Consider the following 23,854-nt stretch of genomic DNA (forward strand, 5'->3'; position numbering starts at 1 on the left):
CCTTAGTTGGTTGTAGGCAATACTGCCGGGTTAAAATTATTTTCGGTGATGTAGTAGTATATTTTGCCGTTCGAGATAAACTGCTGCTCAATCTGAGTAGCCCTTTTAATCTGTTGAACCGATTGATTTAATAATTTAATGTACGTTTCGAACGCTTCGAGTGGCATTTTAGAAGTGTTCTTTAAATCGCCAACGGTATATTCCTCTAAAAATTTGTTGTTTAAAGGCAAACCTGTTACCAATTTAATATAGTTGGCCAAGGTTAAACGCTTTATGTTGCCCGATGACTCTTTAATACCCAGCATCTGTTTTGGCATTTTCACATAATTTTTAACAAGTTTACTCCTAAAAGAAGACTGATCGGCCTGTAAATTCTGCCCCAACATAATCGAAAACACATCTACAATCTGCTTGTACTCCATGTTGTTTAAAACGATCGCGTATTGTAATGTTGAGGGGTTGTTTTTTACCGCATCAACCGACAGGTTTGCGGTGCTATAATATTTAAACGCATTGTGTGGCATACGGTCTGCAACTTCAGGGCCAACGGGCTCTGGCAATAAACCTTCTACATCGGCAGTCAGGTTTTTACGCGATATGCCTGTTAAACGGAAAGCACTATCCAACGAACTGATCTGGTTATAGATATCGGAGTTGGTTTCTTTTACAAAACGGCGCAAAGCAATCGTCATGCTCTGGTTGGAGTTTACAGAACCTTTTGTTGGGAAAACGACCCCGCCCTGGATTAAACTGTTTTTAGGATAATCTAAATAGTAAGAGATAGAATCCTGTAAACTGGTATTATAAGGCTGGAAGCTTTTTAAACCCTCACCCTTTACCATGGTGTTTTTTCTGTATTCGGCCGAGCGGATAGCCGATTCGGAAACGAGTTTACGCGACTGGATTACAAAATCGTTAAATGATTGATTAAAATCACTATACACCTGTAAGGCCAAAATACGCGCATCTGCCTGCGCAACCTGCTCACTCAATTCATTAATGAGGTAATTGTTGGTTCCCCCGGTATTTCCGGTACTGCCAACTAAAACAATTAAATTGGTTTCGTTCTTTTTTGCTTTAAATAAGTCTAACCCAGCTTTTATTGCCTGAAAAACAGGTTCCTCACTTATTTCTCCATTACACCTAACGGTATTTTTAGCCTGATTTGAAAGGAAAGTCATCAACTGCCTGTAATCGTTCTGGATTGGGCTTACGAAAATACCTTTCAAAGCGCAACCACTTTCGCCGCGGTATACTACACCACCAAAGTTTACTTTTGTTCCTTTACCAAAATCGCCCATAATATTTTCGAAAGAAGCAATGGTATTGGTCATTCCGGAAAAATACTTGGTCATTGGGCTGCCACCGTCCACTACAAAAACAACATTTACCTTGCTTTTATTTTTACGGAGGTTCAGGTAGTCCTGATAAGAAAGTGCAGAACCGTTAATGGTTAATATTTTATTGTCTTTTTTATTGAAAACATCTGCAGCGATACCTACCGTGTTACCTCCTTCATCGTTTGAAACAACAGGTACACTACGCAGGATCAGGTTTTCCCTTGGCAATAAGGGATCTACAGCGAAAGTTGTTCCCTTATTAATTCCGTTTTTGATGGCTACCGAGGTAGAATCATCCCTGTCGTAATCGCCAGGTTTAACCGAGGTAATATACAAACGATCGCCCCAGCTGTGTACGGCTTCGGCAGAAACCCAACCGTAAATACTTTTTAAAGCGGTATCTGCAACCAGCTGGTCATCAGAACCGATCAGGTATTTCTTACCATCTTCTGATTTTTTGTAGATATAGGCAATTTCGTGCAACCTTACTTTTGTACGCCGGTCTTTAAGTTCGGGTGTATTGTAAACCAGAATAGAATCGGTGGTATCGAAATAGAACTTTGGTTCGGTTAAGGCATTTTTCCCGTTTACGATCCCAATGGCTTTTTCTGCATAACCTGTTTTTTGGTTAGAGAAAGCGCGTTGCCATAAAAGCAGTTTAGATTTTGCGATCCAACCATAACTAATGGCACTTTTTTTATCGTTTATTTTTCTGCCCCTGATCATTCCGGCCTTATATTTAATCAGTTTCAGGTAGCCGTTTTCTTCTTTTGAAACATAGAAAGGTTCCATAAAGCTGATTTTTTTCATAATCAGGCTTCCACCCGGTGCAGTAGTGGTATAATTATCTTCACGGTCTGAAAAAACAATCCATGGCAAACTGCTGCTACTGGTATTGTCCATTACGTTTATATTTTCTGAAGGCCTTTCGTAAGATTTAGGCATGTATTTTACTCTTTTGCCAAAGGATGCCGGCGATTGTGCGTAGGCAAACGATATTCCTATAAAAAGGAGGGTTAAGGCATAGTATTTTTTCATAATCTGTAGATGAGCTTTAAAATTAGGTGAGCGGTTAATTTATCTTGTTTTGGCCGGCGCATCAGCAGTTGTTGCCGCAGGCTGGGCCGTTCCCGAATGTTGTTTAATATTTACCAAGCTGGCACAGGTAGAATTTGGCTTGATGGTTAGCTGCGCTTCATCAACGGCTATTTCTCCCCCAAAGGTGAGTCCCATGCAGTATGAATAAATATCGGTCTGTTTTTTCTTACCGTTCATTTCAACATTTACCGTTACTTTTTCGTTACCGCACATGTACTTGTTAACGAGATAGTAATAGTTGGAATTAAAATCAGCACCATTGGCGATGGCCTGTAAACGTGCCCTGATATCATCAATGGTTTTACGTTCGCCATCGCCAGGGGCAACAATATCTTCAACGATTTCGGCATTTGGATCAGTGATCAAAATGTTTAGAAAAGCGGGTTTACGGCTTTTATCCGAACGCAGGCGTACCACATATTTCCCTGGGGCCCGGTAGGTGTATAAAGCGGTTTTTCCTTTAACATCTACGCGCCCAGTTTCGCCGAACGACCATTCGAAATCTTTTCCTTCCCCATCTCCTTCGAGCCTGATTTCTTCGTTAACCAAACCTGCAGTTGGGCCGCTAATGGTTAGTACGCTATCTACAACCGGTGTATGAACGGTATCGCGTACGGTAACCGGAAATTCCTGACGGAGTTCGCCATCAACGGTTAAGCGCACAATATAAGTGTCGGGCTTTGTGTAGTGATAAGAACCGGTTTTTGTGGTGGCTTTTTCTCCGTTTCCGAATTCCCATAACCATTTGGTAGCTTTTGGGGTATTATCGGTAAAAACCAGACTTTCGTTTAAATAAATTTCATCTTTTAAGATCCGCGCATCAATTGTTCTCTTTTCGAACAATGAACTTTTAAATAGGAAAATGAGACCTGTTAAGAGCAATACAGCTAATAGGATGTAGAGAATAACATAGCCCTGCGAATTTGAATTAACTTGCTTGGTGTTTGTGTCAGACATAGGTAGCGTTTTTTATAGGTTGTTTTTGAGGTATTTATCTAGCAGATATGGTTTGCTGCAATTGTCGCCTGTTGAGAATACAATCGTCCAATTGCCGTTTATGCAATTCGATATCTGTAATGTTTCTATTTTGTTCCTGCCTATCGTAAAATAGCCTGTCGTACAGCTGTGCCGTTTGAACAAATATTTTATAACGCTGGTCTGATGCTTTACGGTCAAACGCAGCCCTGATAGCGCCTAATGAATTCTGTATATCGTTTTTCAAGAAAACCGCCTGTACATTTGGGTTGTAGCGGGTAATCTGTTTGTAAGTGGTATCAATGGTAGGCGAAGTTTCTTTTACCATATTTTCGAATGTTTCGTTCTCGCTGATTTTTACCTCAAGCTCTTCTTTGGAGATTTCGTAGCGCGATTTATCGCTATAAAAAATACCAAAACTTAAAAGCCCTACGGTAAAAACAAACAGCGCTATAAAAAACAAGAATTGTTCGCGTCTTTCTTTTATACTTAATTTTATCATAATCGTTTAATTATCGGCCGAAGCGTCCGTTTCTGATTTTAGTTGCCGTAGCCTGGTTTGCGCGGTGGCAATCGTTTATCTGTTCTTTATACCTTTGGATATCGCCCCTTGATTTAATAAGCGAATCCTGCAGATCGGCCATTGCACCAACATTATTGTTTATTTTGGTGTAGAGATCAAAACTCGGACTGGCCTGCGTTTTTTTAGAAATAAGGTCTTTAATCCTGTTGTTGGCACTTTGGATATCGCCCAAAAGGATGCTCTGTTTGCTCATTTCGTTGGCATTGTAATCGCGGTATTGGGCAAGTTCTTTAAAACGGACAAGGATAAGATCGAAATTGGTATTGATATCTTTTCTCAGATAAGATAGTTTTTCGGTTTCCTTCACCTTTCTATCGAGCAGGGTATACTCATAATCGGATGCAGCAAAAAAGAGATAAATACAAAGGATAGAGAAAAGCGTTAGGAATACAAAGTTTAAGATAAACCTCGTGTAAGCGGTCCTGATTTCGATGGCATTAATGGGTTTCATAGAGCATTAATAGTTTCACATAGCATTGGTTATCATATTAATCTTACATCTCGCTCACATAAAATCACTCAAAATTTTCAAATTAACACTATACTATAACATTTTTTAATATTTGTTGTTTGGTTATTAAAACGATATTATTTCTTTTACTTTTAACAAACTTTAAGCCAAACCGTGTATGTCTGAAAATTTTTACAACAAACCCTTCAGATTTAAGTCGGTTTTCTCAGGTGTTGGCCTTCAGCCAGCTGACCTCGGAAAATCGATTTCGAACCACATAGAACTGATTATTTTTAGTCGTTTTGGTGAGCATCGGTTCCATAACGATTTTGGATGTGAAATATGGGATCTCGACTTTGAGCTAATCGTGAGCGAGAGCATTTGGGAGGAAAAATTCCGCAAATCGTTGCTAAAATCCATAACCGACTATGAATTTAGGATATATAATACCGAGGTAGAAGTACGCATTACTGAGGTAGAAAATGTATACCCGTTACGTAAGATAACAGAGATTAAAAAAAAGGTAGATATTAGCGTTAGTGCACTAATAAAAACCACAGGAGAAAAATATTTTTTTAATACCGCTTTATTTCTTAGCCCATTATCAACTTAATCTAAAACGCCCAAAATATTCTACACATGAAACCAGTTTTTTATTCATCAAAAGATGAAATCCGGAACAGAATTTTAAAAAATGCAGAAGATTTCTGGAATATTAAAGACAGTAACGACTTCGATCCACTTGTTAGACTGATTATTGAGGCGTTAAGCAATGAGCTTTTTAATGTATCCAATGATGTTAAAAATTTAGAGAACAGGATTTTTGACAAGATCAGCCGTATTTTAGCTCCAGATCATTTAACTTCATCGTTACCGGCACATGCCATTATGCACGCCAGGCCGATTGAACAACAGGACTATCTTTCGATCTATTCGCAGTTTGCATTTAAAAAGAATATCCCGCAGGAAAATGATAAGGCAAAGAAAACCGATATTTTTTTTAGCCCGCTGCATACCGTGAAATTAAATAATGCATCTATAAAATACATTGTTACCGGAAATACACTTTTTAATGTAGAACAGTTGGGCAAGCAGCCTATACACAATACCCTCCCTGGCACTTCTGTAGACAAAAACACCATTTACATAGGCTTTGACGGCATTAAAGACTGGATGGACTTTAATAAACTGAATTTATTTTTCGACTGGAAAAATTATTCGGTACCCGAAAACACTTACGATCTGCTCTCACTGGGGAAATGGTTCTACAAAAATAATGAGCTCGCCGCCTATACAGAACGTTTTATGGATGAGCCTTTAACGGGTAAGGTACAGGCACCGTTTCAGCACAAACAATTGCTTAATCTGATTAAAGCAGATGTTTTACAGTTTTACAGCAACAGGTTTATTACCCTGGGCGATCTTAACGATTTTAATATCGACGAAAGCAGGGAACTACCTCCTGAGTTTGCCAACCTTTTCCAACCGGGTGTTTTAAGCCAGATCGATCATTCGGTAAAATGGCTTAAAGTAATTTTTCCGGCGGCTATAAATCAGGAAATGCTGAACGAGCTCCATATTTATATTAATGCGTTCCCGGTGGTAAATAAACGGTTAAGCCAGATCAAACACCGCCTTAAAACGATGAACAATATTATCCCGATTAAAACGGAATCATTCGATCAGATGCTTGCGGTAGAAAACCTGAAGGATAATAAAGGGAAAAGTTACAACGAAATTCCTTACACCAATGAGAACGAAAAAGGAGACGGATCTTTTTCGATCCGGTACGGAGGCACGGAGCGTTTTGATACGAGAAACGCCAAAGAGTTAGTAGATTACCTTTTTGAGCTATTACGCGATGAGAAAGCAGCTTTTACAGCTTACGGACCTGATTTTTTAAGCACCATCCTTAAAAATTTGGAACAGAATATTGCGCTTATTGAACAAAAAAGCCGCTCAGCGCTTAAAGACATTAAAGAACTGCCCAGCTACATTGTATTGAAACCGATTGACGATGCGGATATTCTATTCCTTGATATCTGGGTTACACAAGCAGAAGAGGCCAACCACATTAATGCCGGAAGCCGTTTAGTGGTATACGATAACAATAAAGTAAATGCAGAGAGTATCGTTTTATTGAGCCAAACGAAAGGCGGCCGGTCGAGATTGAATGCAACCAACCGAGTGCAGGCTTATAAATATGGTTTAACCACGGCCGACCGGATTATTACAAAGGCTGATGTAATCAATTTTTGCCGTTACGAGCTGGGCAACAAATTAAAGGGCATTACCCTGGCCAAAGGCCTGATCATGGATAATAAACCAAATGCAGGCTTTATTAAAACTACTGATATTTTGATCGAACCTGCAGATCAGCTTAACCTTAGCATACAGGATTGGGAAGAACTGTTGAGTTTAACTTTGGCGAAATTAAACCTAAGGAGTACGATGAATGTGCATTACCGTATGCTGTTAAAGCCAGTGTTGTATAAAGCGGTTTAATAAAAAGGTCGTCATTGCGAGGAGGAACGACGAAGCAATCTTACTACTTTAGATGGGAATAATCAATTCATATCTAGCGATCGTTGTAAGATTGCTTCGTCGGCTGAAAAAGCCTTCTCGCAATGACGATCTCTCGCTCCTTGTTAAAACTTCATATTAACTAAAGATATACCGTATACCCTAAATATGCACTTTCGCCATCCTCGCTCAATATCGTTTCCTGATAATCGGGTGCGGTAAGGAGCGCTACATTAACCTCTGCATCAACAGGCATTAAATAACTGATGGCCATATCTAAAATTGCCCGGTTTTTTTGTCCGGGAATAAACTTAACCAGTTCCTGTGGCAAAGTTGGACCGATATTAACATGATAAGCTTCGTGTTCGGGGGTAAAGCGATCACCAATGATGGTATCAATGCCCAATGCACTTCCACCCAGCTGCATCTGCATTTCTTCGGCAATTTTTACCGGTGCAATATTAGCTGTAGCATCTACAATGGTAAGTGGCAGGTTAAACAGTGCAGTAAGTACTTTTGATGCAAAACCGATATCGTTTCTCTTTTGCTGAATTTCGGGTAGCAGGTGCATCCAGATGATGCTTTGTTCTTTATTGAGTAAATTAAATTCATCCCATCCAAATTCAAAAATCTGACTTAAATCGGAATAGGTTGTTTTTTTATCGAGCATATTTTCATATAACTCGGTCATGACCCTTACATAATTAATTTCCGCATCAAAGGGTGTAAAAAACAACCTGGCTTCCTTTTCTTCTTCTCTCCTATCCCTGATATCTTTAATCATAGATTCCTCGTCCATACCTGCACTACCAGTTGGCGGACGGTGGAAAAGCCCTTCAGGCAGCATATCGTACAAACCCTCTCTATTGGTATTGATGCGGATACGGTCTTGCCTTCTTCTTTCCGTATAGTAGGTAGTTGTATTTTCAATATCCTTAGCAAAAGCACGCTTATCTGGCCCTATCGGGATCACCTCAATCCGATCGGCATCAATTACCTTACGCTCTATTAAATCGGCAGCATGAGCCACCGCTTTATAATCTGTAAAGAGTTCGTTGTTAATCAAAGTTTCTTTTTTCATTTAAACTTTAAGCTTGCTTATTTGTTATAGGTTAAATTTATATTATCGAAAAAAAATAGGATTATAATCAAATACTAAAGATACTATATTTGTAGTACATCACATCTATCAAAATTAATGGACGTTCAATCATTTTTTATTCGCTTTCTCTTATTTCCGCTGATATTTATAGTCTCAACGGCGGTGCTTTCTATCATCAACAAAAAGAACCAGTTTCTTAATAACAAAAGACTTATCGTAAGTGTTCTGCTTATCGGCATTATTTTAGCGGCTCCGGGTTTCTTAGGGTTCCTGAACTTTAATTTCATGCCCTGGGGTTATATTATCTGCTGTATTTTTTATCTTTTAATGGGAACAGTATTCGTTTACCTGCTAACAAAATACTACCCCAAAGATATGCTGGAGCGCAAGGCTTTTATCTTTTTTGCCACTGTAATTTCGGCTATTTTAGCCGTTTATTTATATCAGCTAGCCTTTAACTGGTTAAGCGTTGTAAATTTTGGGTGGTTTGGTGCCGGCAGCATCACCTGCTTTTTTGTTCCACTTATTTTTTGGTGGGCTTATGTTTCACTGCTTGGTATCCCTTCAGAAATCTACAAGATCTGGAGATATCCCGATACGCCATTGGACATCAACATGGACCATGTAGATTTTAACCGTTTATTGGTACTGGAGCTGGAGCTTTACAAAAAAAGCAGCGATCCCGAACCTTTAAAGGTAAAGGTAAAAGCTGTAGAAAACATGAACTTCGGTATCTGGTTCCACAAGTTTATTGATGATTACAATTTAAAATTTGCCAAAAGCCCGGTAGAATTTAGGGGCGACGATATGGAAAATTATAAATGGATTTTCTTTATTAAAACTTCTTTTTTTAAACGCAATATTTTCATCGATCCGGATCTCGACATTATCGAAAATGGCATTACCGAAAAAATGACGATTTACGCTAAACGGGTATCTGAAAACGTAAACAAACCCAATGAAGTTGGAGAAAGTGCTATCTTTATCTAATCTATAATAAAAACATCTACCATGATAAAGCCGCTAAAATATAAATCCATTAACTGGATTAATGGCATGAAGCTTTCCAGTGATCATTTTACATTAAGTGATCTTTATTTGCAGGACTTTGTACGCGATGCCGCCTCTCTACATCTAAATAATAGTAATTACGGACTTTTACCGCCTTTTGCAGGTTACAAAAGTTCGCACGATATCGAAATTATCGAAAAAGCAACCAACCATATCGAGGTAAGGGTGAGATACTGTAATGCCATTACGCCCGAAGGCTGCCACATTGATATTATACAATCTGATAATATGGATACGCTGGTACACAACCATTATTTTGGCCAATCGGAACCGCGTAACTATGTTATTTTATTAGTGGTGAGCCCCTTTAACCGTGTACCAACAGGCACACCAAACCCTGAAGAAAACCCGATCCGTTACCCGGAGCTTGCCAAAAGTTATTCTATTGCGGTTTTACCGGAGAGCGAGGTGGGTTCACAAACAGCAGATAGTTATTTCTTAACCATTGGGCAGGTTTACTACGAAAATGGCCGGTTATCGATCAACAACAGTTATATCCCGCCCAGCTCAACCATAACAAGCCATCCAGCCCTGATTAGATATTATGAATCTTTTAGTGTTTTACTAAACGACTTACAGCTGGCTGCTTTTAAAATTATCGATAAAACAGGAGGAAGGGACAACATTACACCGCTAGGCAAGAACATCCGTTTAATCTCAGAGAAAATTGTAGATTACATTGCGGGTTTATTTTACGAATATAGAAACATTGCACATCGCGAATCGCCAGCAGTTTTAGCAGGTTATTTCTCCAGCCTGGCACACATTTTTTTTACAGCCATTAAACTGATTGACCCCCGCGAAAGAGAAGAACTCTTAAAGTATTTTTACGAGTGGAAAGATGTAACCCCGGGAAACTTTGAAGAGCTTTTGGCCAAAACCATCGAACTGGTTTACGATCATAAACAAATTAACAACAGTATGCTAATGGCCAACGAATTTATGAATGTATTGGTAGCGCTTTGGAATAAGTTGAGTGGATTAGAATATATTGGCCAGCGCAAAGAAAATATTGTGGTTGCCGAACAGCAAGTTGTACAGCAGGTACAGGCCAGAAAAACCTGGACATTGCTGGATTAAAATTATTTCTCGGCGTAAATTAATAATGGAGGGTGTATCATAAAGGCGATTTCAGCCCAGATGCTGTCATGTTGAGCCTGTCGAAACACCTTAAAGCGTATTTCAACAGGTCCTTCGACAAGCTCTCCACAGGAGTCCTTTGGACAGGATGACAAATCTATGTTTATGATACACCCTCTTTTTATTCTTATCAGTTAAAAATTAACCAGGGCCTGCCCATCGTAATAGCTAGGCGCTGTGATTCCTAAAAATTTTAATATTGTTGGTGGTACACCATACAAATAAGGTGCGCCGTGATAATCGGTTGTTTTACGTTTAAATATTGGAGTAGTTAAGGCACTCCACGTAACTGTTGCATTGCTTTTAGTCAGGATATTAATTTGAGGTGTAACCAAACTTCCATTATAAGTAGTTCCGGTGCCCTCGTTTCCCTTGGTATATAAAACCAGGTCGGCATTTTGCGGGTGCGATGAAGTTAAAGCGGTAAAACTGTAGGCGCTAATACTCGCTGCAGGTAATGCAGATTTAAACAACCTGATTTCTGATATATAGCCTGTAAAATACGGGCTATAGTTCCCTGTACCATCTTGACCGATCTGAAATGCAATATTGCTCTGCAAATCGCCAACTGCCGATAAATTACCTTCAGCCACCTGAACCCCACCATCGTACATGGTTGCTTTTTGTGTGCTACGGTTAACCACTATCGACACATGGTGCCACAACTGATCGGTTAAATCAACACCATCAATATCTAATCTGTGGGTGCCATCGCCAAAGTTGGCTCTGATTACGCCGTTTCTATTGGCAATGATAATACCTTTATTGTAACCACTCGCCCAGTTTTTGTTCCCAATAATTACCGGATCGCTGGTGGCGGTTGTTGCCCTGGCCCTAAACTCGATGGTAAAACTGCTTGTTGCACTAAGGTTAAGACTACTGAGCGTAGGCAGCTGACCATAAACATTGGTTTTAAAATTAACAGTAGAAATACTGTGCGGTGTCGATTCTGTTGCGGTGGTTGGTAAAGCATTAACCAATTGAGGAGAAATGGCACTGTTGTTTAAAATGATAAATGCATTTTGCTCGAGATAACTCGAACCGCCATGGCTTAAATCTCCACCGTGATCTGTGGCGACCACAATTAACCAATCTTCGTTATTATAAGTTGGCCGTGCTTTTAAAGCAGTTAATATCCTTCCCACACGTGCATCGGCAGCTTTTACCGAATCCATGTACATTTGCGTTGTGGTTCTATAATTACTGGCATGCCCGGCATGATCAACATTATCGAAATGGCAAAATGCAACATCGGTATTGCTGGTCGTAATTTCCTGAATGATTCTGGTTTCTGTAGCATTATCGTTTGCGCTGTTCTGTTTCACCGTTACATCAGGTGTTGCAACTATAAAATTATTGATCGAAGACCAGGTAACAATTGATGCGGTACGCAAGCTGGGCAAACTGGTCTTGATTTGCCTAAAAAAAGAAGGATAGTTTACGAAATCAGATCCCGAAAAACTATTATCGGAAGCTTTGTGTTTGGCTACCCCAACACCGGTAAACAATGCCGACCAACCATTTGATGACCAGGTAGGCACCTGGGCCAACGCATTGGTACTGGTGTACGATTGGTCCATCAACGTTTTAAGGTTAGGCGCGTTTGTAGCCGTAATGGCTTTCCATACACAGCCATCAATACCTATAAACAAAACTTTTTTAGGTTTCGCAACTAATGCATTCACTGCTAAAGCTTGTTCATCTGAAATTTGTTTTTCTTTAGGATCAGTAGTGCCAGCCTTTTTGCAGGACATGATAGACCAAACCATTAGAATAATTAAGAATGATAAAAGTTTCAATGTTTTCATAGTTAAATCAGGGTTAAGATATTGTTTACATAAACCAATTATTGTTTAGCTAAACTAAACAATAATTTTCATAAAAATCAAATATTTACCCTAAATTATTTACACAGTTTAATGATTAACAAGGCTTTAATGCAATAAGAAAGATTTAAGAGAAATATGTGAAACCTTGCTTTTAAAAAACGCTGTTTCTAATAGGCAAGTAAAAGCACAGATTGATGCTGATTTTGTTGAAATAAAAAAAAGCCTCAACTAAGGTTAAGGCTATAGGTTTTGAACATATTAACAGGTTTAATCGAAAGCAATCTGCTGCGGTCCTGAGATTTTATTGATGTGACACGCACACTTGCCACCACTTACTTTGATTACATCAGATTTAGTCTGGTTCGTTTCTACAGAGGTACCAGTAATTTTCAGATTATCTCCTTGTTCTGACAGACCAAGTTTATTATTATCATCAACGATAATAAATACGCCTTTTATGGTACTTGTATAAATACTCGAGTTAGCCGCTATCCGTTCTCCGGTTCTTTGGTTGATTACACTGAAATCTTTAACTTCCGCACCAGCGCCTTTATTGTCTACAAATTTTAACGTTACCGAGGCAAATTCTTCAGTACATATCTTGTCCCCACAATCGGAAGTAGTTTTATTTTTTTTACAGCTTAGTAGGGCAACACCCAACAATAATACAAGCGCTATTTTTTTCATCGTCTATTTTGTTTTTAATGAAAAACGACAAAGCGCATTAAAACGCTACAAAGCACCGGCTTTAAAAATTATTAAAGTCAAAGAAACAAAAAGCCTAAACTTTCCAAGTTAAGACCTTTGTTGTGGAACAAACAAAAATACAACCGAACATTCATCGATTATTTACTTGACTTTTATTACCACTTTTCCTTTGGCACGACCGCTTTCTACATAAGCTATTGCTTCATTGGCCGATTGGAGCGGAAAAATTTTATCTATCACAGGTTAATAGCCCCCGCGTTTACAAGCGTCGTAATTTCATTCAACTGAGATCCGCTGGCCCTCATAAACAGAAAGCAAAAATGCACATTTAGCCTTTTTGCTTTCTTCCTTACCTTTGAGCTCAATAGGCGCATAATCAGTTTCACGAACCAGGATGCACCGATTTGTTCCGCAAAATCCGGATCGGGAGGACCAGAGATCGAGATGAGTTTTCCGCCTGGTTTTAATACCCGTAGCGACTTTTCAAGCGTCAATCCGTCCTGGCTAGGCCAATCATTATCCGCTTCTTTCTTAATGGTCCAATCGGCAAAGTACCTGATGGCTTTCAGGGGCTGTAGTTCGGCACTGGTTTTACTGCTCTTTTTGGGCAGGCCCTTTAGGTAATCTACGCTGCGCCAGTTGCTGCCGATTACACGGCCTACTTTTCCCGAGAATGCGCCACTTGCGCCTTTTGAGTATGCGACCATATTTTTTGTTTTTTAAGTTAAAAATGTTCGTATAAATGATTGCTGTTATACCGGTATATTTAAATCCATGTTCAAACCTAGTGGCTTAACAGTATTGGCGCCTCATTTTGAGCTATAATGAGCTGAAATGGACCATCACAGTTGTGGGGCAGTGGGGCGAGGGCCTCTGGGTTTGCGGCGGCCCGATGGAATTAAGTTAAGCATCGCGGTTGCCAGTCTGAGCTTCTTGAGATTGATAAAATGCAAATAAATACCCTTCGACTACGCTACCTTTGACAGACTTCAATAGAATGGTCGTCATCTCGACTGTAGCGTAGCGAAATGGAGAGATCCTTGTACCAAGTTATTGAGATCAAATTTAAAAGATTTTGCTTCGCAGAGCCTTCGGGTTCTCCACTACGGTCGAAATGACGATACTTCGAGACCGTTTACCTCCATAAAATCACCCGTTATTATATTGATTTTATAAATAAATTATCCCTCGGGGTGACATCGTTTTGCGATTATCCCTGAACTTAATGACGTTGGGTGGCAGCCTGCTTAAGGGCAACATAACCGTAAGCGGTGTTGCCATTCTGCGAAAGCAAGCTTTGGCTTTACCTTTTAGGTAACCAAAAGGTAAAGCCGGGGTAAGCCTGGGGTAACCTTGGGGTTAACTTGGTAGCAACAAAGGGTAAACAACAGGTAAAGCAGGGGTAATTAAATACGGTCCTTTTGCTGGCTTTCCAGGTAGGCAGCCAGTAAATCTTTCAGGTAAAAACGATCGCCACCGGGCAATTTTACAGACTTTAACGTGCCGTCTTTTACCTTGCGTTGTAGGTACTTTCGCTAATGTTCAGGTAAGCTTTAACCTGTTGGCGGGCAAGCTGCGCATTAGGCTTGCCAAAGAGATCGATAAAGGTAAAGGCTAGTTGTTATTTGTTCAGTTTATACTTTTGCATCAGATCGTTGTACGGATTCCTGTTTTTCTTACCAATTTTCCTGTTCATTAGCGTTTCTGCAGGGATTATTGAAATACTTAAGCTATTTTCACTTTAAAATAACCGAAGTCATGGGAAATCCCCTTAGAATTGAAAGTGTGGCCCAGATCAATAACGAGCGGGGCCAGAAAACCCTGCATCCTTTGGTCAGTGTTCTTGATCAGTCGCTATCAAAGCCGGTAAAAGAGGCACGTTATATTTCTGATGTATACATGATCTTTTTAAAAGACGAGAAGTGCGGGGAGATGAAATATGGCCGCAATCACTATGATTACGAAGAGGGAACACTTCTTTTTATTGCACCCGGGCAGGTATTTGGTTTTGAGGAAAGCGAAAACATGATACAGCCGACAGGCTGGGGATTATTCTTTCATCCCGATCTGATCCGAGGAACCCATCTTGGCAAATGTATTAACAAATACAGCTTTTTCTCTTACGATGTTAATGAAGCACTTCATGTATCTGATGCAGAAAGAGAAATAGTGCTGGAGTGTTTGAATAAGATCCGGTATGAACTCGCTCATCCAATTGATAAGCACAGCAGAACGTTGATCGTTAGCAATATCGAAATGTTCCTGAATTATTCTGTTCGGTTTTACGACCGGCAGTTTCTCACCAGAGAACATATCCATAAGGATGTATTGACTGGATTTGAGGGATTACTGAATGAGTACTTCAAATCGGAAAAGCTGCAAACGCTGGGATTACCTTCCGTTTCGTATTGTGCAGCGCAACTCAACCTGTCTCCAAAATATTTCGGAGACCTGGTAAAAAAAGGAACAGGAAAATCTGCGCTAGAGTATATACACTTAAAACTGATTGATGCTGCGAAAGAACAGATCCTTGATACCAGCAAATCGGTAAGCGAGGTTGCTTATGGGCTTGGCTTTAAATATCCCTCACATTTCACCCGTTTCTTTAAACAACAGGTTGGGCATTCGCCCAATGAATACCGGAATTCAATGAATTGACTGAAGCCGGAAAATATGCATAATCTATTGTCAGGCTGCAAATTATAACAATTCAATCATGTTGATAATACGGATTCGTTGATTTAGCCTTAACGATTTCAAAAACCACATCCTTTCTCGTCCCTAACCTATCTTATTTAAGTTTACTAAAAACCTTTAGCATTGTTTCATTATCCAGGCTGTTCATATCTACCAGTTTTAATGCTTTTACCATCTTTAGGGTGGTTGTTTTGTAATGCTGAAAATGCGGTGTTAGCAAATGAGACTGATATGCTGCCTTATTGGCATATATTTCTATGATCCTAACCTCGGTAGGGGTTTTCTGTTGAAACATAGGAAAAATGGCAATTACACCAGGCTCAATATTTATAGAAGCGGCGGCCTCCTGCCGTAAAATGGATTTATATTCTTCGAGGTATTCGGGTAAAATTTCGATTTCAGAAATACGCACCATCATATCCTTCTCAATTACAGGAAGCAATGGTTTCCCGATTATTTTCCTGATGGTATTTCCCTGTGTTTTATTCACGCTTGCTTCAACCAGCATTGCTAATTGCTCCAATTGATTTTCAGTTATGCCTGTATTCTTTCCCATGTTGATATGAGCCTGCAGCTGACCTTCTACACCAGGCATTGAGGCCAAGGCTGCAATCGTTACCATTTCTCTTTGCTTATAATTCAACACGTCACTAACAAAAATATCTGCAAATAAATGTTCCTTTAAAAAAGCATCAATACGTGGTGCAAATGCTCCGAAGCCAGGGGCAGGTTTTGATTGTGGTGTCTTGGTCAGTTCTTCCAACACTTTTCTGCCCTGTTCATACTTATTTTTAGAATTATTTTCTACGATAATTGTTTTCCCTACTTTATCACTGATCCCTTTTTCTTTCCTCTCCTTTGCTACAGTCATAAAAACGTTAATGGCATTAAGGCTTCTTGGAAAACCACAATACGCATAAAGCTGAACGAGGGCTTCTTTAATTTCGTTAATAGCAAGTCCGGAATCCAACCCTTTATTCAATTCCACTTTTAACAGTTGCAGGTTTCCCGTAGCTGTAAGTACCGAAATCTTTACCAAGCTTTGCTGTTGTGCAGACAAATCCGTATTAGCTGTTTTGTTAGGTTGTGCATTCATTTTGATCATACTTGTTGTGAGCACAAAAAATAGTAGCCATTTTAAAAACTTGCTTTTGCCCATTATTCTCATGGCTTAATTTTTATTGGCAGCGTTGAACTCTTCATCAGTTACAGGGTTTAACCAAACTGCGTTGGTTTCACCTTCGTAATTGGTAATGGCAATATGTACCATCTTTGTTCTGATCGTGGCTCCATGCCAGTGTTGCACATTTTCTGGTATGTTGATCACATCACCTTTTTTGATGGTCTGGACTGTTTTCCCTTTTTCCTGATAAAGACCCTCGCCTTCGGTAACAATCAATACCTGCCCTTTAGGATGTGTATGCCAGTTGGTTCTTGCCCCTGGTTCAAAAGTTACGCTACCCAAGATAAAATTGTTGTTCTTATCTCTAACCAGAAGTGTCTGCAGATAAGCATCTCCAGTAAAATATCCATTGGTTAATTTTTCTCCTTTGGGGAAAAGAATCGCAGTGTTTTCTGTTGTCATTTTTTCTTGATTTTTATTGTTATTGCAGGCCGTTATAGAAAATAAAGTTCCCATTATAAAAGCTAATAACATTATCCTGAAAATTGTTTTCATTGCAATAAAGTTTATCTTATTCTACTAATTCAAGGTTATTTAGTTTCAGATCGCATTTCTCACCAGCGGCACCGCAAAGTTCGTCACTAAAGCTCGCAATGGGCTTATACAGAATACTGTTTTATTTACCAGTTTTACGGTTTTTGAGCTGAATAGACATGGTGTGGTCTTGTCTATTCATTCATAGTACTTGTTCACAAATTATTTTGGTTGCCTCATTAAAAAAAAGAAACGGGTATTATAGCATTGGAATGATATTGGGAATGAAAATTGAATAATTTGGTGTTTCCAGAAAACGAAAAAGCCTGTAAACATTTAATTTACAGGCTTTTAGTTGAATTTAAAACTACTTTCGCGGAATGGACGGGACTCGAACCCGCGACCTCCTGCGTGACAGGCAGGCATTCTAACCAGCTGAACTACCACTCCTTTTGTTCTCTTTAAAGTTCGAACCTCTTCCCCTTGCGGGATTGCAAATATAGACACTATATTCAGTTTATCACTATAATAATCGACTTTTTAATCAATAATTACGTAACACACTGAACCTCATTCTAAATATTTTAATCAAAACGATTATTAAACAAAAATGCCTCAACTTTTTCAAGTTAAGGCATTTATTGCGGAATGGACGGGACTCGAACCCGCGACCTCCTGCGTGACAGGCAGGCATTCTAACCAGCTGAACTACCACTCCTTTTGTTCTCTTTAAAGTTCGAACCTCTTGTCTCTTTCGAGGTTGCAAATATAGAGACTATATCTTAATTCGCAAACTTTTTTTCAAAAAATATACAACCCCTTATCCTACAGCACCTTCCTGCATCTTTTCTGCATTTTCAGCAAACTGAAGCGCATCAATAATCTCCTGAATATCGCCATCCATAATGCTTGGCAAGTTGTACATTGTTAATCCGATACGGTGCTCCGTAACACGGCCCTGAGGATAGTTGTAGGTTCTGATCTTCGCTGAACGATCGCCGGTTGATACCATTGTTTTACGCTTAGCGGCAATATCACCGTTCTTTTTCTGCAATTCGATGTCGTAAAGTTTGCTACGCAACATCTCCATCGCAATAACCCGGTTACCCAATTGTGAACGTTCTTGCTGACAAACCACCACAATACCCGATGGCTTGTGCGTTAATTGCACCTTTGTTTCTACTTTATTTACATTCTGCCCGCCGGCACCACCTGAGCGCGAAGTTTGCAGCTCTATATCGGCAGGATTAATGTACAGATCAATTTCTTCAGCTTCAGGCAAAACTGCTACAGATGCTGCCGAAGTGTGTACACGACCCTGGGTTTCGGTATCTGGCACACGTTGCACGCGGTGTACGCCGCTTTCGTACTTTAACTGACCATAAACATCATCGCCACTCACTTTCAGAATTACCTCTTTATAACCGCCTGCTGTTCCTTCCGTTACATCAACAGTTTCCACTTTCCAGCCTTTGGTTTCGAAATAACGGGTATACATGCGGTATAAATCGCCGGCAAATAAAGCGGCCTCATCTCCGCCGGTACCACCACGGATCTCGAATACCGCGTTCTTAGCATCTTCAGGGTCTTTAGGAATCAACATCAAACGGATATTGCTTTCCATTTCTTCCTGTTGTTTTAACAGAAGATCCAGTTCTTCTTTTGCCATCTCACGCATTTCAGCATCTTTCTCAGTAGCTAAAATTTCTTTGTTGGCATCAATATTACTCATCACATTTTTGTAGATTTTATATTCGTCTACAATTTTGCCCAAGTCTTTATATTCTTTGTTTAAAGCCGCAAAACGTTTCATATCCTGGATAACATCCGGATTGCTCAACGATTCTTCTACATCTTCCCAACGCAGCTTTATAGCTTCTAATTTATCTAACATATTTATTCTTGTTGAAATTTCCCGACGGTCCGTATAGGTCCAAAAATTCAGGAAATGCAAAAATAAGGAAAAAAGCTGAATTAGTTTGTTTAGGATTAGCGATTGGTTAATCGTTTGGACGTAATACTCAAGCCAGATAAAAAATCAAAATGTTGCTGCCAGTCGGAAAATTCAAAAAAAGTTATTTAAAGGTTTTGGAAACGAACAGTTCTGTGCCTGTGGCAGCCGGTAGTCCCGCTATCACTTCAAGTCCTCGCTCGTGCCTCGTTCCGGGCTTTCCGTTTTATCGGGTTTATAGTTAGCGGCAGGTGTATATAAGCACGAACCTGCGTACCTAAACGGGATCCGATAGCTATCGGATGAAGTGGCAGCTCCCGATTCTTCATCCTACCGTGTGGACACATCTTTTGGTTTGGTTTTTTTTATACGCTTTGCTAGCTTGCTTTAATAAATTACAGGTTTTACCGAAGAACGCCGTCAATCCCAAGGGCCTGGAGAATCAAAAAAACAGGAGTAGTTCATTACAATTGGCACGAACAAACCTAAAACGCAGTGGTTTTGTGTTCATAAATGCAAATTTTAAAGCTTTAATAAGTACTGAACACAAAACAAAGTGCCGCTGTTTTTTTGATGTGCGTGAGATTGTGTAAAGAGCCCATTGCTGGATTGACAAAGCGCTTTGGGTACTTTGGCGCTCCAAAGTACCATGCCACCGCGGCATAGAGCAGAAAACAACAAATTTATTTCCAAGCTAGTATTTATAGGGAATCGGAATCTGTTAATAGCAGGAAAGATGCTGAAATAAATTCAGCATGACGATCGCCTTTGGAATATGTGTTAAAAACAAATAAAGGCTAACAAAGATGTGTCCACACGGTAGAATTCTTCATCGGGACTATAACGAAAAGCCCGACGGACATTAGAAAAAGCTACAGACTTTGCTTTCCGAAAAAAAGAACTTAAAAATTAAGCATCTGGCTTGTAATACTCCAATTTCAAATCCACACCATCAAAAACCCCATAAGAATTATAGTTGAGCCATTCGCCGATATTTACATATCTGCTTCCGCTGCCCAAATCGATATCGAGCGGCAGATGCCTATGTCCGAAAATAAAATAATCAAAATGTTCCTTACTCAACTGTTCCTTGGCATAAATGGCCAGCCATTCTTTATCTTCACCTAAAAAAACTTCCTTTTCAGTTTGCGCAGCCCTACTGCCCTGGCTCCATCCATTGGCAATACCGATCCCTAGATTTGGATGTAAACGGGCAAATAACCATTGACAAAGTTTGCTTCTAAAAATCTTTCTTAAGAATTTATATTTATTATCGCCAGGCCCTAAGCCGTCGCCGTGGTGCAGGTAGAACTTCTTGCCCTCTCTTTCCATGATCAATTCATCGCTGATGATTTCCAGGCCAATTTCCTTTGTGAAATAATCGCGCACCCACATATCATGGTTACCCTTAAAAAAATAGATTTTTATCCCGGCATCGGCCATAGCCGCCAATTTACCCTGTAAACGGATAAATCCCTTCGGAATTACTTTAGCATACTCGAACCAGAAATCGAAAATATCGCCCATTAAAAATAGTTCGCTACAATTTGGTTCTATAAAATTCAACCAACTTACAATACGCGCTTCACGGGCACGGCTTTCGGCATAATTTGGAGTGCCTAAATGAAAATCAGAAGCGAAGTAAATATTCTTAACCATGTACAAATTCAAAGGTAAGGCAAAAAGCTGAAAGACTATAATCTGTGAAATCCTAAAATCTGTGCAATCACACCGAAAGGAAAAATCTCTAAATCTGCGTAATCAACCCAAAGAAAAAAAAGACATATATTAGTAACCAAATCTTATTAAAGATGAAAAAGCAAATTGTATTGAGCTTATTTGCATTAAGTGTGTTTGCCTGCAATCAAGGCAAAAAACCTGCAGAAAAAATAACATTGATGAAATACCCTGAAACGAAAAAAGACAGCACAAAAGATAATTATTTTGGAACCATAATTGCCGACCCTTACCGATGGCTAGAAAACGATACCTCGGCTGAAACGAAAGCCTGGGTTATAGCTGAAAATAAGGTTACCCAAAACTATCTCGAGCAAATTCCCTACCGTGCCGACATTAAAAAGCGTTTAACAGCATTGTGGAACTACCCCAAAGAAAGCGCGCCATTTAAGGTTGGCGAATATTATTTCTTCGCCAAAAATAACGGGCTTCAAAACCAAAGCATCTGGTTTATTAAAAAAGGATTAGAAGGTAAGGAAGAGGTTTTTCTGGATCCAAATACACTCACAAAAGATGGAACGGCAGCTGTTTCGCTTTTGGGCTTTTCGCACAACAAAAAATACCTGGCCTATTCGGTTGCACAAGCCGGATCGGACTGGAGCAATATTTACGTAATGGAAATAGCCAGCAAAACCAAATTAACTGACGAGCTGAAATGGACCAAATTCTCTGGCGCAGCCTGGAAAGGCGATGGTTTTTACTACAGTAAATTTGATGAACCCGCTAAAGGAACCGACCTTTCTGCAGCCAATAAATACCAAAAAGTGTATTTCCATAAATTGGGCGATCAGCAACAAAATGATCAGTTAATTTTTGAAGACAAAACCAATCCAAATCTATATTTCGGTGCCAATGTTACCGAAGATGAACGCTTTTTGGTGGTTTACGCCAATGCGGGTACTTCAGGCAACGCACTATACTACCAGGATTTAAAAGCGCCGGATAGCAAAATTGCCTTATTGGTTAAGGGCTTTGAAAACAACCACAGCGTTGTTGATAATATTGGCGATAAACTGCTGGTAAACACCGACCTGGGCGCAGAAAACAAACAGGTGGTTTTGGTCGATCCTAAAAATGCCGATCCTAAAAACTGGCAGAAGATTATCCCTGAATCGAAATTGGCGCTAGAGGGAATCGGAAGTGGAGGAGGATTTTTATGGGCGTCCTATTTAAAAGATGCAAGTACCAATATTATTCAGTTTGATTTAACCGGAAAAAAAGTTGGGGATGTAAAACTGCCCGCAATTGGAACTGTTGATAGCTTTGGCGGCTACAAAGAAGATAAAGAATTCTTTTACACCTTTTCCAATTTCACTACTCCAGGCACCATTTATCGTTACGACATCAACAAGAGCGAATCGATATTATATAAAAAATCTGGACTCCAATTTAATACCGATAATTACGAAACCAAACAGGTGTTTTATCCATCAAAAGATGGCACCAAGGTACCTATGTTTATCGTATCAAAGAAGGGGATCAAGCTTGATGGCAACAACCCGGTTTATCTTTATGCATATGGCGGCTTCCAGGTTAGTTTAACACCTGGGTTCAGCCTTTCGCGTTTGTTGTTTTTAGAGCGTGGCGGCATTTACGTTCAGCCTAGTTTACGCGGTGGAAGCGAGTATGGCGAAGCCTGGCACAAAGCCGGAATGTTATCGAAAAAACAGAACGTTTTCGACGATTTTATTGCCGCAGCCGAATACCTGGTTAAAGAGAAGTATACCAATCCATCTAAAATTGCTATATCTGGCGGTTCAAACGGTGGTTTGTTGGTAGGTGCCTGTATGACCCAAAGACCCGATCTGTTTAAAGTGGCTTTACCAGCTGTTGGTGTTTTAGATATGCTGCGCTACCATAAATTTACGGTTGGCTGGGGCTGGGCAGTTGAATACGGAAGTAGCGATAAAAAGGAAGATTTCGATTACCTGATTAAATATTCGCCGCTCCATAACCTAAAAAGCGGTGTAGATTATCCGGCAACCTTAATTACCACAGCTGATCACGATGACCGCGTAGTACCTGCTCATTCTTTCAAATTTGCAGCAACCCTACAGGAAAAATATAAAGGTGAAAACCCTGTTTTAATCAGGATTGAAACCAAAGCAGGCCATGGTGCAGGAAAGCCTACCACAAAGGTGATTGAAGAAGCGGCTGATGTGTGGAGTTTTGTATTTCAAAATTTAGGGATGAGTTGGTAACAAAACATAATCATGGTAAAAAATAAAGCGCTCTGGTTAGCCACTCTTGCTTTCTTCCTGATTATTCAAACAGTATATTTTTGGGAAGGTAAAACTGGGCTATTTGCCTTCCCGATAATCATAGGGCTGTGTATTTTTTACCTCATTTTATTTTTCCTTTTAATACAGCAATTAGTTTTGCTTACAAAGAAAAAATTCAAGGAAAAACATAGAATCTACATCAGTTCTACATTGGCAATAGTTTTGATATCAACAGCTTTTTTCCCTTCGGGCATAATTGATTTTGAAAAATTTGAGGGTAAAGACGTATTAATTGCGGGCTGGACTGGTTCGGCTGGCTGCACAACAATATTAAAATTTAAAGAAAACGGCAAGCTTTATAAAAGAGTGACCTGCTTTGGAATAAAAACAATGAATTCCCGATACTATATAAAAAACGATACTATATTCTTTGTTAACAATATCGACTCCAAATTAGAAGATCAATATCAATTTGCGATAATTGGTAAGTCTAGACTATCATGGAACAACCGAGATGGTTTATTCTCTTATAAAACCAAAAACGACAGCCTACCTAATGAGCTAATAATTGTTTATGATAAATTGGCTTTAAAAAAACGATATAAAAATTAAATTCTACAATATCCATAGACCAATTATAATTTGCTTTAAACCCCTAAAAACCCTTTACTTTTGTTTTACACCAACGCAAAGCATATAAAATATTGAATACAACTGGTTTACAAAATTATCTAGAATATTTCTAAATAGCAGGATTGATAATACTTTAT

Annotated in this window: 18 protein-coding genes, 2 tRNA genes and 1 pseudogene; 7 read left to right on the forward strand and 14 right to left on the reverse strand. The window is 39.4% G+C overall.

Annotated features, from left to right (window positions below; all coding sequences use genetic code 11):
* Window positions 1-2 precede the first annotated feature (2 nt).
* The 4 genes from tssR to AC1RJ8_RS23425 are packed head-to-tail and all read right to left on the reverse strand — an operon-like array spanning window position 3 to window position 4,447.
* The gene (gene tssR, locus AC1RJ8_RS23410) at window positions 3-2,378 is read right to left on the reverse strand and encodes a type VI secretion system protein TssR domain-containing protein (protein ID WP_492956047.1); all 2,376 of its coding nucleotides are present in this window, start codon (window positions 2,376-2,378) and stop codon (window positions 3-5) included.
* 39 nt (window positions 2,379-2,417) lie between these two features.
* Entirely contained in the window at window positions 2,418-3,395 is a 978-nt protein-coding gene (locus tag AC1RJ8_RS23415; protein WP_215124637.1) for a PKD domain-containing protein, read from the reverse strand.
* Window positions 3,396-3,429: 34 nt separating this feature from the next.
* Entirely contained in the window at window positions 3,430-3,915 is a 486-nt protein-coding gene (locus tag AC1RJ8_RS23420) for a type VI secretion system transmembrane protein TssO (RefSeq protein ID WP_492956046.1), read from the reverse strand.
* 10 nt (window positions 3,916-3,925) lie between these two features.
* Window positions 3,926-4,447 carry a hypothetical protein gene (locus tag AC1RJ8_RS23425; protein ID WP_492956045.1) on the reverse strand — a complete coding sequence of 174 codons (522 nt, stop codon included), beginning with the start codon at window positions 4,445-4,447 and terminating at the stop codon, window positions 3,926-3,928.
* Between the two features lie 178 nt (window positions 4,448-4,625).
* Between AC1RJ8_RS23425 and AC1RJ8_RS23430 the strand changes: the two genes are divergently transcribed.
* Together AC1RJ8_RS23430 and AC1RJ8_RS23435 are read left to right on the forward strand one after the other, a co-directional pair.
* Window positions 4,626-5,060: a GPW/gp25 family protein gene (locus AC1RJ8_RS23430; RefSeq protein WP_492956044.1), complete on the forward strand. Its 435-nt coding sequence runs from the start codon at window positions 4,626-4,628 to the stop codon at window positions 5,058-5,060.
* A gap of 26 nt (window positions 5,061-5,086) precedes the next feature.
* The gene (locus AC1RJ8_RS23435) at window positions 5,087-6,952 is read left to right on the forward strand and encodes a type VI secretion system baseplate subunit TssF (RefSeq protein WP_492956043.1); all 1,866 of its coding nucleotides are present in this window, start codon (window positions 5,087-5,089) and stop codon (window positions 6,950-6,952) included.
* A 160-nt stretch (window positions 6,953-7,112) separates the two neighbouring features.
* Here AC1RJ8_RS23435 and AC1RJ8_RS23440 read toward each other — a convergent pair whose 3' ends face one another.
* A complete protein-coding gene (locus AC1RJ8_RS23440) occupies window positions 7,113-8,051 on the reverse strand; it encodes a type VI secretion system baseplate subunit TssG (RefSeq protein ID WP_492956042.1) in 939 nt (312 codons plus the stop codon).
* Between the two features lie 117 nt (window positions 8,052-8,168).
* Here AC1RJ8_RS23440 and AC1RJ8_RS23445 point away from each other — a divergent pair, with 117 nt between their 5' ends.
* Window positions 8,169-9,062 carry a TssN family type VI secretion system protein gene (locus tag AC1RJ8_RS23445; protein WP_492956041.1) on the forward strand — a complete coding sequence of 298 codons (894 nt, stop codon included), beginning with the start codon at window positions 8,169-8,171 and terminating at the stop codon, window positions 9,060-9,062.
* A gap of 21 nt (window positions 9,063-9,083) precedes the next feature.
* The gene (locus tag AC1RJ8_RS23450; protein ID WP_492956040.1) at window positions 9,084-10,223 is read left to right on the forward strand and encodes a hypothetical protein; all 1,140 of its coding nucleotides are present in this window, start codon (window positions 9,084-9,086) and stop codon (window positions 10,221-10,223) included.
* Window positions 10,224-10,417: 194 nt separating this feature from the next.
* Here AC1RJ8_RS23450 and AC1RJ8_RS23455 read toward each other — a convergent pair whose 3' ends face one another.
* The 3 genes and pseudogenes from AC1RJ8_RS23455 to AC1RJ8_RS23465 all read right to left on the reverse strand — a co-directional run bounded on the left by AC1RJ8_RS23455 (window position 10,418) and on the right by AC1RJ8_RS23465 (window position 13,527).
* Window positions 10,418-12,091, reverse strand: coding sequence for a LamG-like jellyroll fold domain-containing protein (locus tag AC1RJ8_RS23455; protein WP_492956039.1), 1,674 nt, complete (start codon window positions 12,089-12,091; stop codon window positions 10,418-10,420).
* A 288-nt stretch (window positions 12,092-12,379) separates the two neighbouring features.
* Window positions 12,380-12,799 carry a hypothetical protein gene (locus tag AC1RJ8_RS23460; protein ID WP_492956038.1) on the reverse strand — a complete coding sequence of 140 codons (420 nt, stop codon included), beginning with the start codon at window positions 12,797-12,799 and terminating at the stop codon, window positions 12,380-12,382.
* 162 nt (window positions 12,800-12,961) lie between these two features.
* Window positions 12,962-13,527, reverse strand: a pseudogene (locus AC1RJ8_RS23465) (zinc-binding dehydrogenase).
* A gap of 1,051 nt (window positions 13,528-14,578) precedes the next feature.
* Between AC1RJ8_RS23465 and AC1RJ8_RS23470 the strand changes: the two are divergent.
* The gene (locus tag AC1RJ8_RS23470) at window positions 14,579-15,478 is read left to right on the forward strand and encodes a helix-turn-helix domain-containing protein (RefSeq protein WP_492956037.1); all 900 of its coding nucleotides are present in this window, start codon (window positions 14,579-14,581) and stop codon (window positions 15,476-15,478) included.
* A gap of 133 nt (window positions 15,479-15,611) precedes the next feature.
* Here the strand turns inward: AC1RJ8_RS23470 and AC1RJ8_RS23475 are convergent, their stop codons facing one another.
* The 6 genes from AC1RJ8_RS23475 to AC1RJ8_RS23500 form a co-directional block, all read right to left on the reverse strand.
* Entirely contained in the window at window positions 15,612-16,685 is a 1,074-nt protein-coding gene (locus AC1RJ8_RS23475) for a carboxymuconolactone decarboxylase family protein (protein WP_492956036.1), read from the reverse strand.
* Window positions 16,686-16,688: 3 nt separating this feature from the next.
* Window positions 16,689-17,102 (reverse strand): (R)-mandelonitrile lyase, encoded by a 414-nt coding sequence (locus AC1RJ8_RS23480; protein WP_492956035.1) that lies wholly within the window; start codon window positions 17,100-17,102, stop codon window positions 16,689-16,691.
* Between the two features lie 448 nt (window positions 17,103-17,550).
* Window positions 17,551-17,624, reverse strand: a tRNA-Asp gene (locus AC1RJ8_RS23485).
* 194 nt (window positions 17,625-17,818) lie between these two features.
* Window positions 17,819-17,892: transfer RNA gene (locus AC1RJ8_RS23490), tRNA-Asp, on the reverse strand.
* Between the two features lie 102 nt (window positions 17,893-17,994).
* On the reverse strand, window positions 17,995-19,068 hold the full coding sequence (gene prfA / locus AC1RJ8_RS23495; protein WP_057933254.1) for a peptide chain release factor 1: 1,074 nt from the start codon (window positions 19,066-19,068) through the stop codon (window positions 17,995-17,997).
* 966 nt (window positions 19,069-20,034) lie between these two features.
* Window positions 20,035-20,784, reverse strand: coding sequence for a UDP-2,3-diacylglucosamine diphosphatase (locus tag AC1RJ8_RS23500; protein WP_492956034.1), 750 nt, complete (start codon window positions 20,782-20,784; stop codon window positions 20,035-20,037).
* A gap of 152 nt (window positions 20,785-20,936) precedes the next feature.
* Here AC1RJ8_RS23500 and AC1RJ8_RS23505 point away from each other — a divergent pair, with 152 nt between their 5' ends.
* A complete protein-coding gene (locus AC1RJ8_RS23505) occupies window positions 20,937-23,063 on the forward strand; it encodes a prolyl oligopeptidase family serine peptidase (RefSeq protein ID WP_492956033.1) in 2,127 nt (708 codons plus the stop codon).
* A 12-nt stretch (window positions 23,064-23,075) separates the two neighbouring features.
* Window positions 23,076-23,696, forward strand: coding sequence for a hypothetical protein (locus tag AC1RJ8_RS23510; RefSeq protein ID WP_492956032.1), 621 nt, complete (start codon window positions 23,076-23,078; stop codon window positions 23,694-23,696).
* The last annotated feature ends 158 nt before the right edge of the window (window positions 23,697-23,854 follow it).

Source organism: Pedobacter sp. GW822-FHT03F06 (assembly GCF_058801365.1).

Excerpts from the sequence above, each read along its gene's own strand:
- tssR (WP_492956047.1), bottom strand. The coding sequence starts at position 2,378 with ATGAAAAAATACTATGCCTTAACCCTCCTTTTTATAGGAATATCGTTT.
- AC1RJ8_RS23415 (WP_215124637.1), bottom strand. The coding sequence starts at position 3,395 with ATGTCTGACACAAACACCAAGCAAGTTAATTCAAATTCGCAGGGCTAT.
- AC1RJ8_RS23420 (WP_492956046.1), bottom strand. The coding sequence starts at position 3,915 with ATGATAAAATTAAGTATAAAAGAAAGACGCGAACAATTCTTGTTTTTT.
- AC1RJ8_RS23425 (WP_492956045.1), bottom strand. The coding sequence starts at position 4,447 with ATGAAACCCATTAATGCCATCGAAATCAGGACCGCTTACACGAGGTTT.
- AC1RJ8_RS23430 (WP_492956044.1), top strand. The coding sequence starts at position 4,626 with ATGTCTGAAAATTTTTACAACAAACCCTTCAGATTTAAGTCGGTTTTC.
- AC1RJ8_RS23435 (WP_492956043.1), top strand. The coding sequence starts at position 5,087 with ATGAAACCAGTTTTTTATTCATCAAAAGATGAAATCCGGAACAGAATT.
- AC1RJ8_RS23440 (WP_492956042.1), bottom strand. The coding sequence starts at position 8,051 with ATGAAAAAAGAAACTTTGATTAACAACGAACTCTTTACAGATTATAAA.
- AC1RJ8_RS23445 (WP_492956041.1), top strand. The coding sequence starts at position 8,169 with ATGGACGTTCAATCATTTTTTATTCGCTTTCTCTTATTTCCGCTGATA.
- AC1RJ8_RS23450 (WP_492956040.1), top strand. The coding sequence starts at position 9,084 with ATGATAAAGCCGCTAAAATATAAATCCATTAACTGGATTAATGGCATG.
- AC1RJ8_RS23455 (WP_492956039.1), bottom strand. The coding sequence starts at position 12,091 with ATGAAAACATTGAAACTTTTATCATTCTTAATTATTCTAATGGTTTGG.
- AC1RJ8_RS23460 (WP_492956038.1), bottom strand. The coding sequence starts at position 12,799 with ATGAAAAAAATAGCGCTTGTATTATTGTTGGGTGTTGCCCTACTAAGC.
- AC1RJ8_RS23470 (WP_492956037.1), top strand. The coding sequence starts at position 14,579 with ATGGGAAATCCCCTTAGAATTGAAAGTGTGGCCCAGATCAATAACGAG.
- AC1RJ8_RS23475 (WP_492956036.1), bottom strand. The coding sequence starts at position 16,685 with ATGAGAATAATGGGCAAAAGCAAGTTTTTAAAATGGCTACTATTTTTT.
- AC1RJ8_RS23480 (WP_492956035.1), bottom strand. The coding sequence starts at position 17,102 with ATGACAACAGAAAACACTGCGATTCTTTTCCCCAAAGGAGAAAAATTA.
- prfA (WP_057933254.1), bottom strand. The coding sequence starts at position 19,068 with ATGTTAGATAAATTAGAAGCTATAAAGCTGCGTTGGGAAGATGTAGAA.
- AC1RJ8_RS23500 (WP_492956034.1), bottom strand. The coding sequence starts at position 20,784 with ATGGTTAAGAATATTTACTTCGCTTCTGATTTTCATTTAGGCACTCCA.
- AC1RJ8_RS23505 (WP_492956033.1), top strand. The coding sequence starts at position 20,937 with ATGAAAAAGCAAATTGTATTGAGCTTATTTGCATTAAGTGTGTTTGCC.
- AC1RJ8_RS23510 (WP_492956032.1), top strand. The coding sequence starts at position 23,076 with ATGGTAAAAAATAAAGCGCTCTGGTTAGCCACTCTTGCTTTCTTCCTG.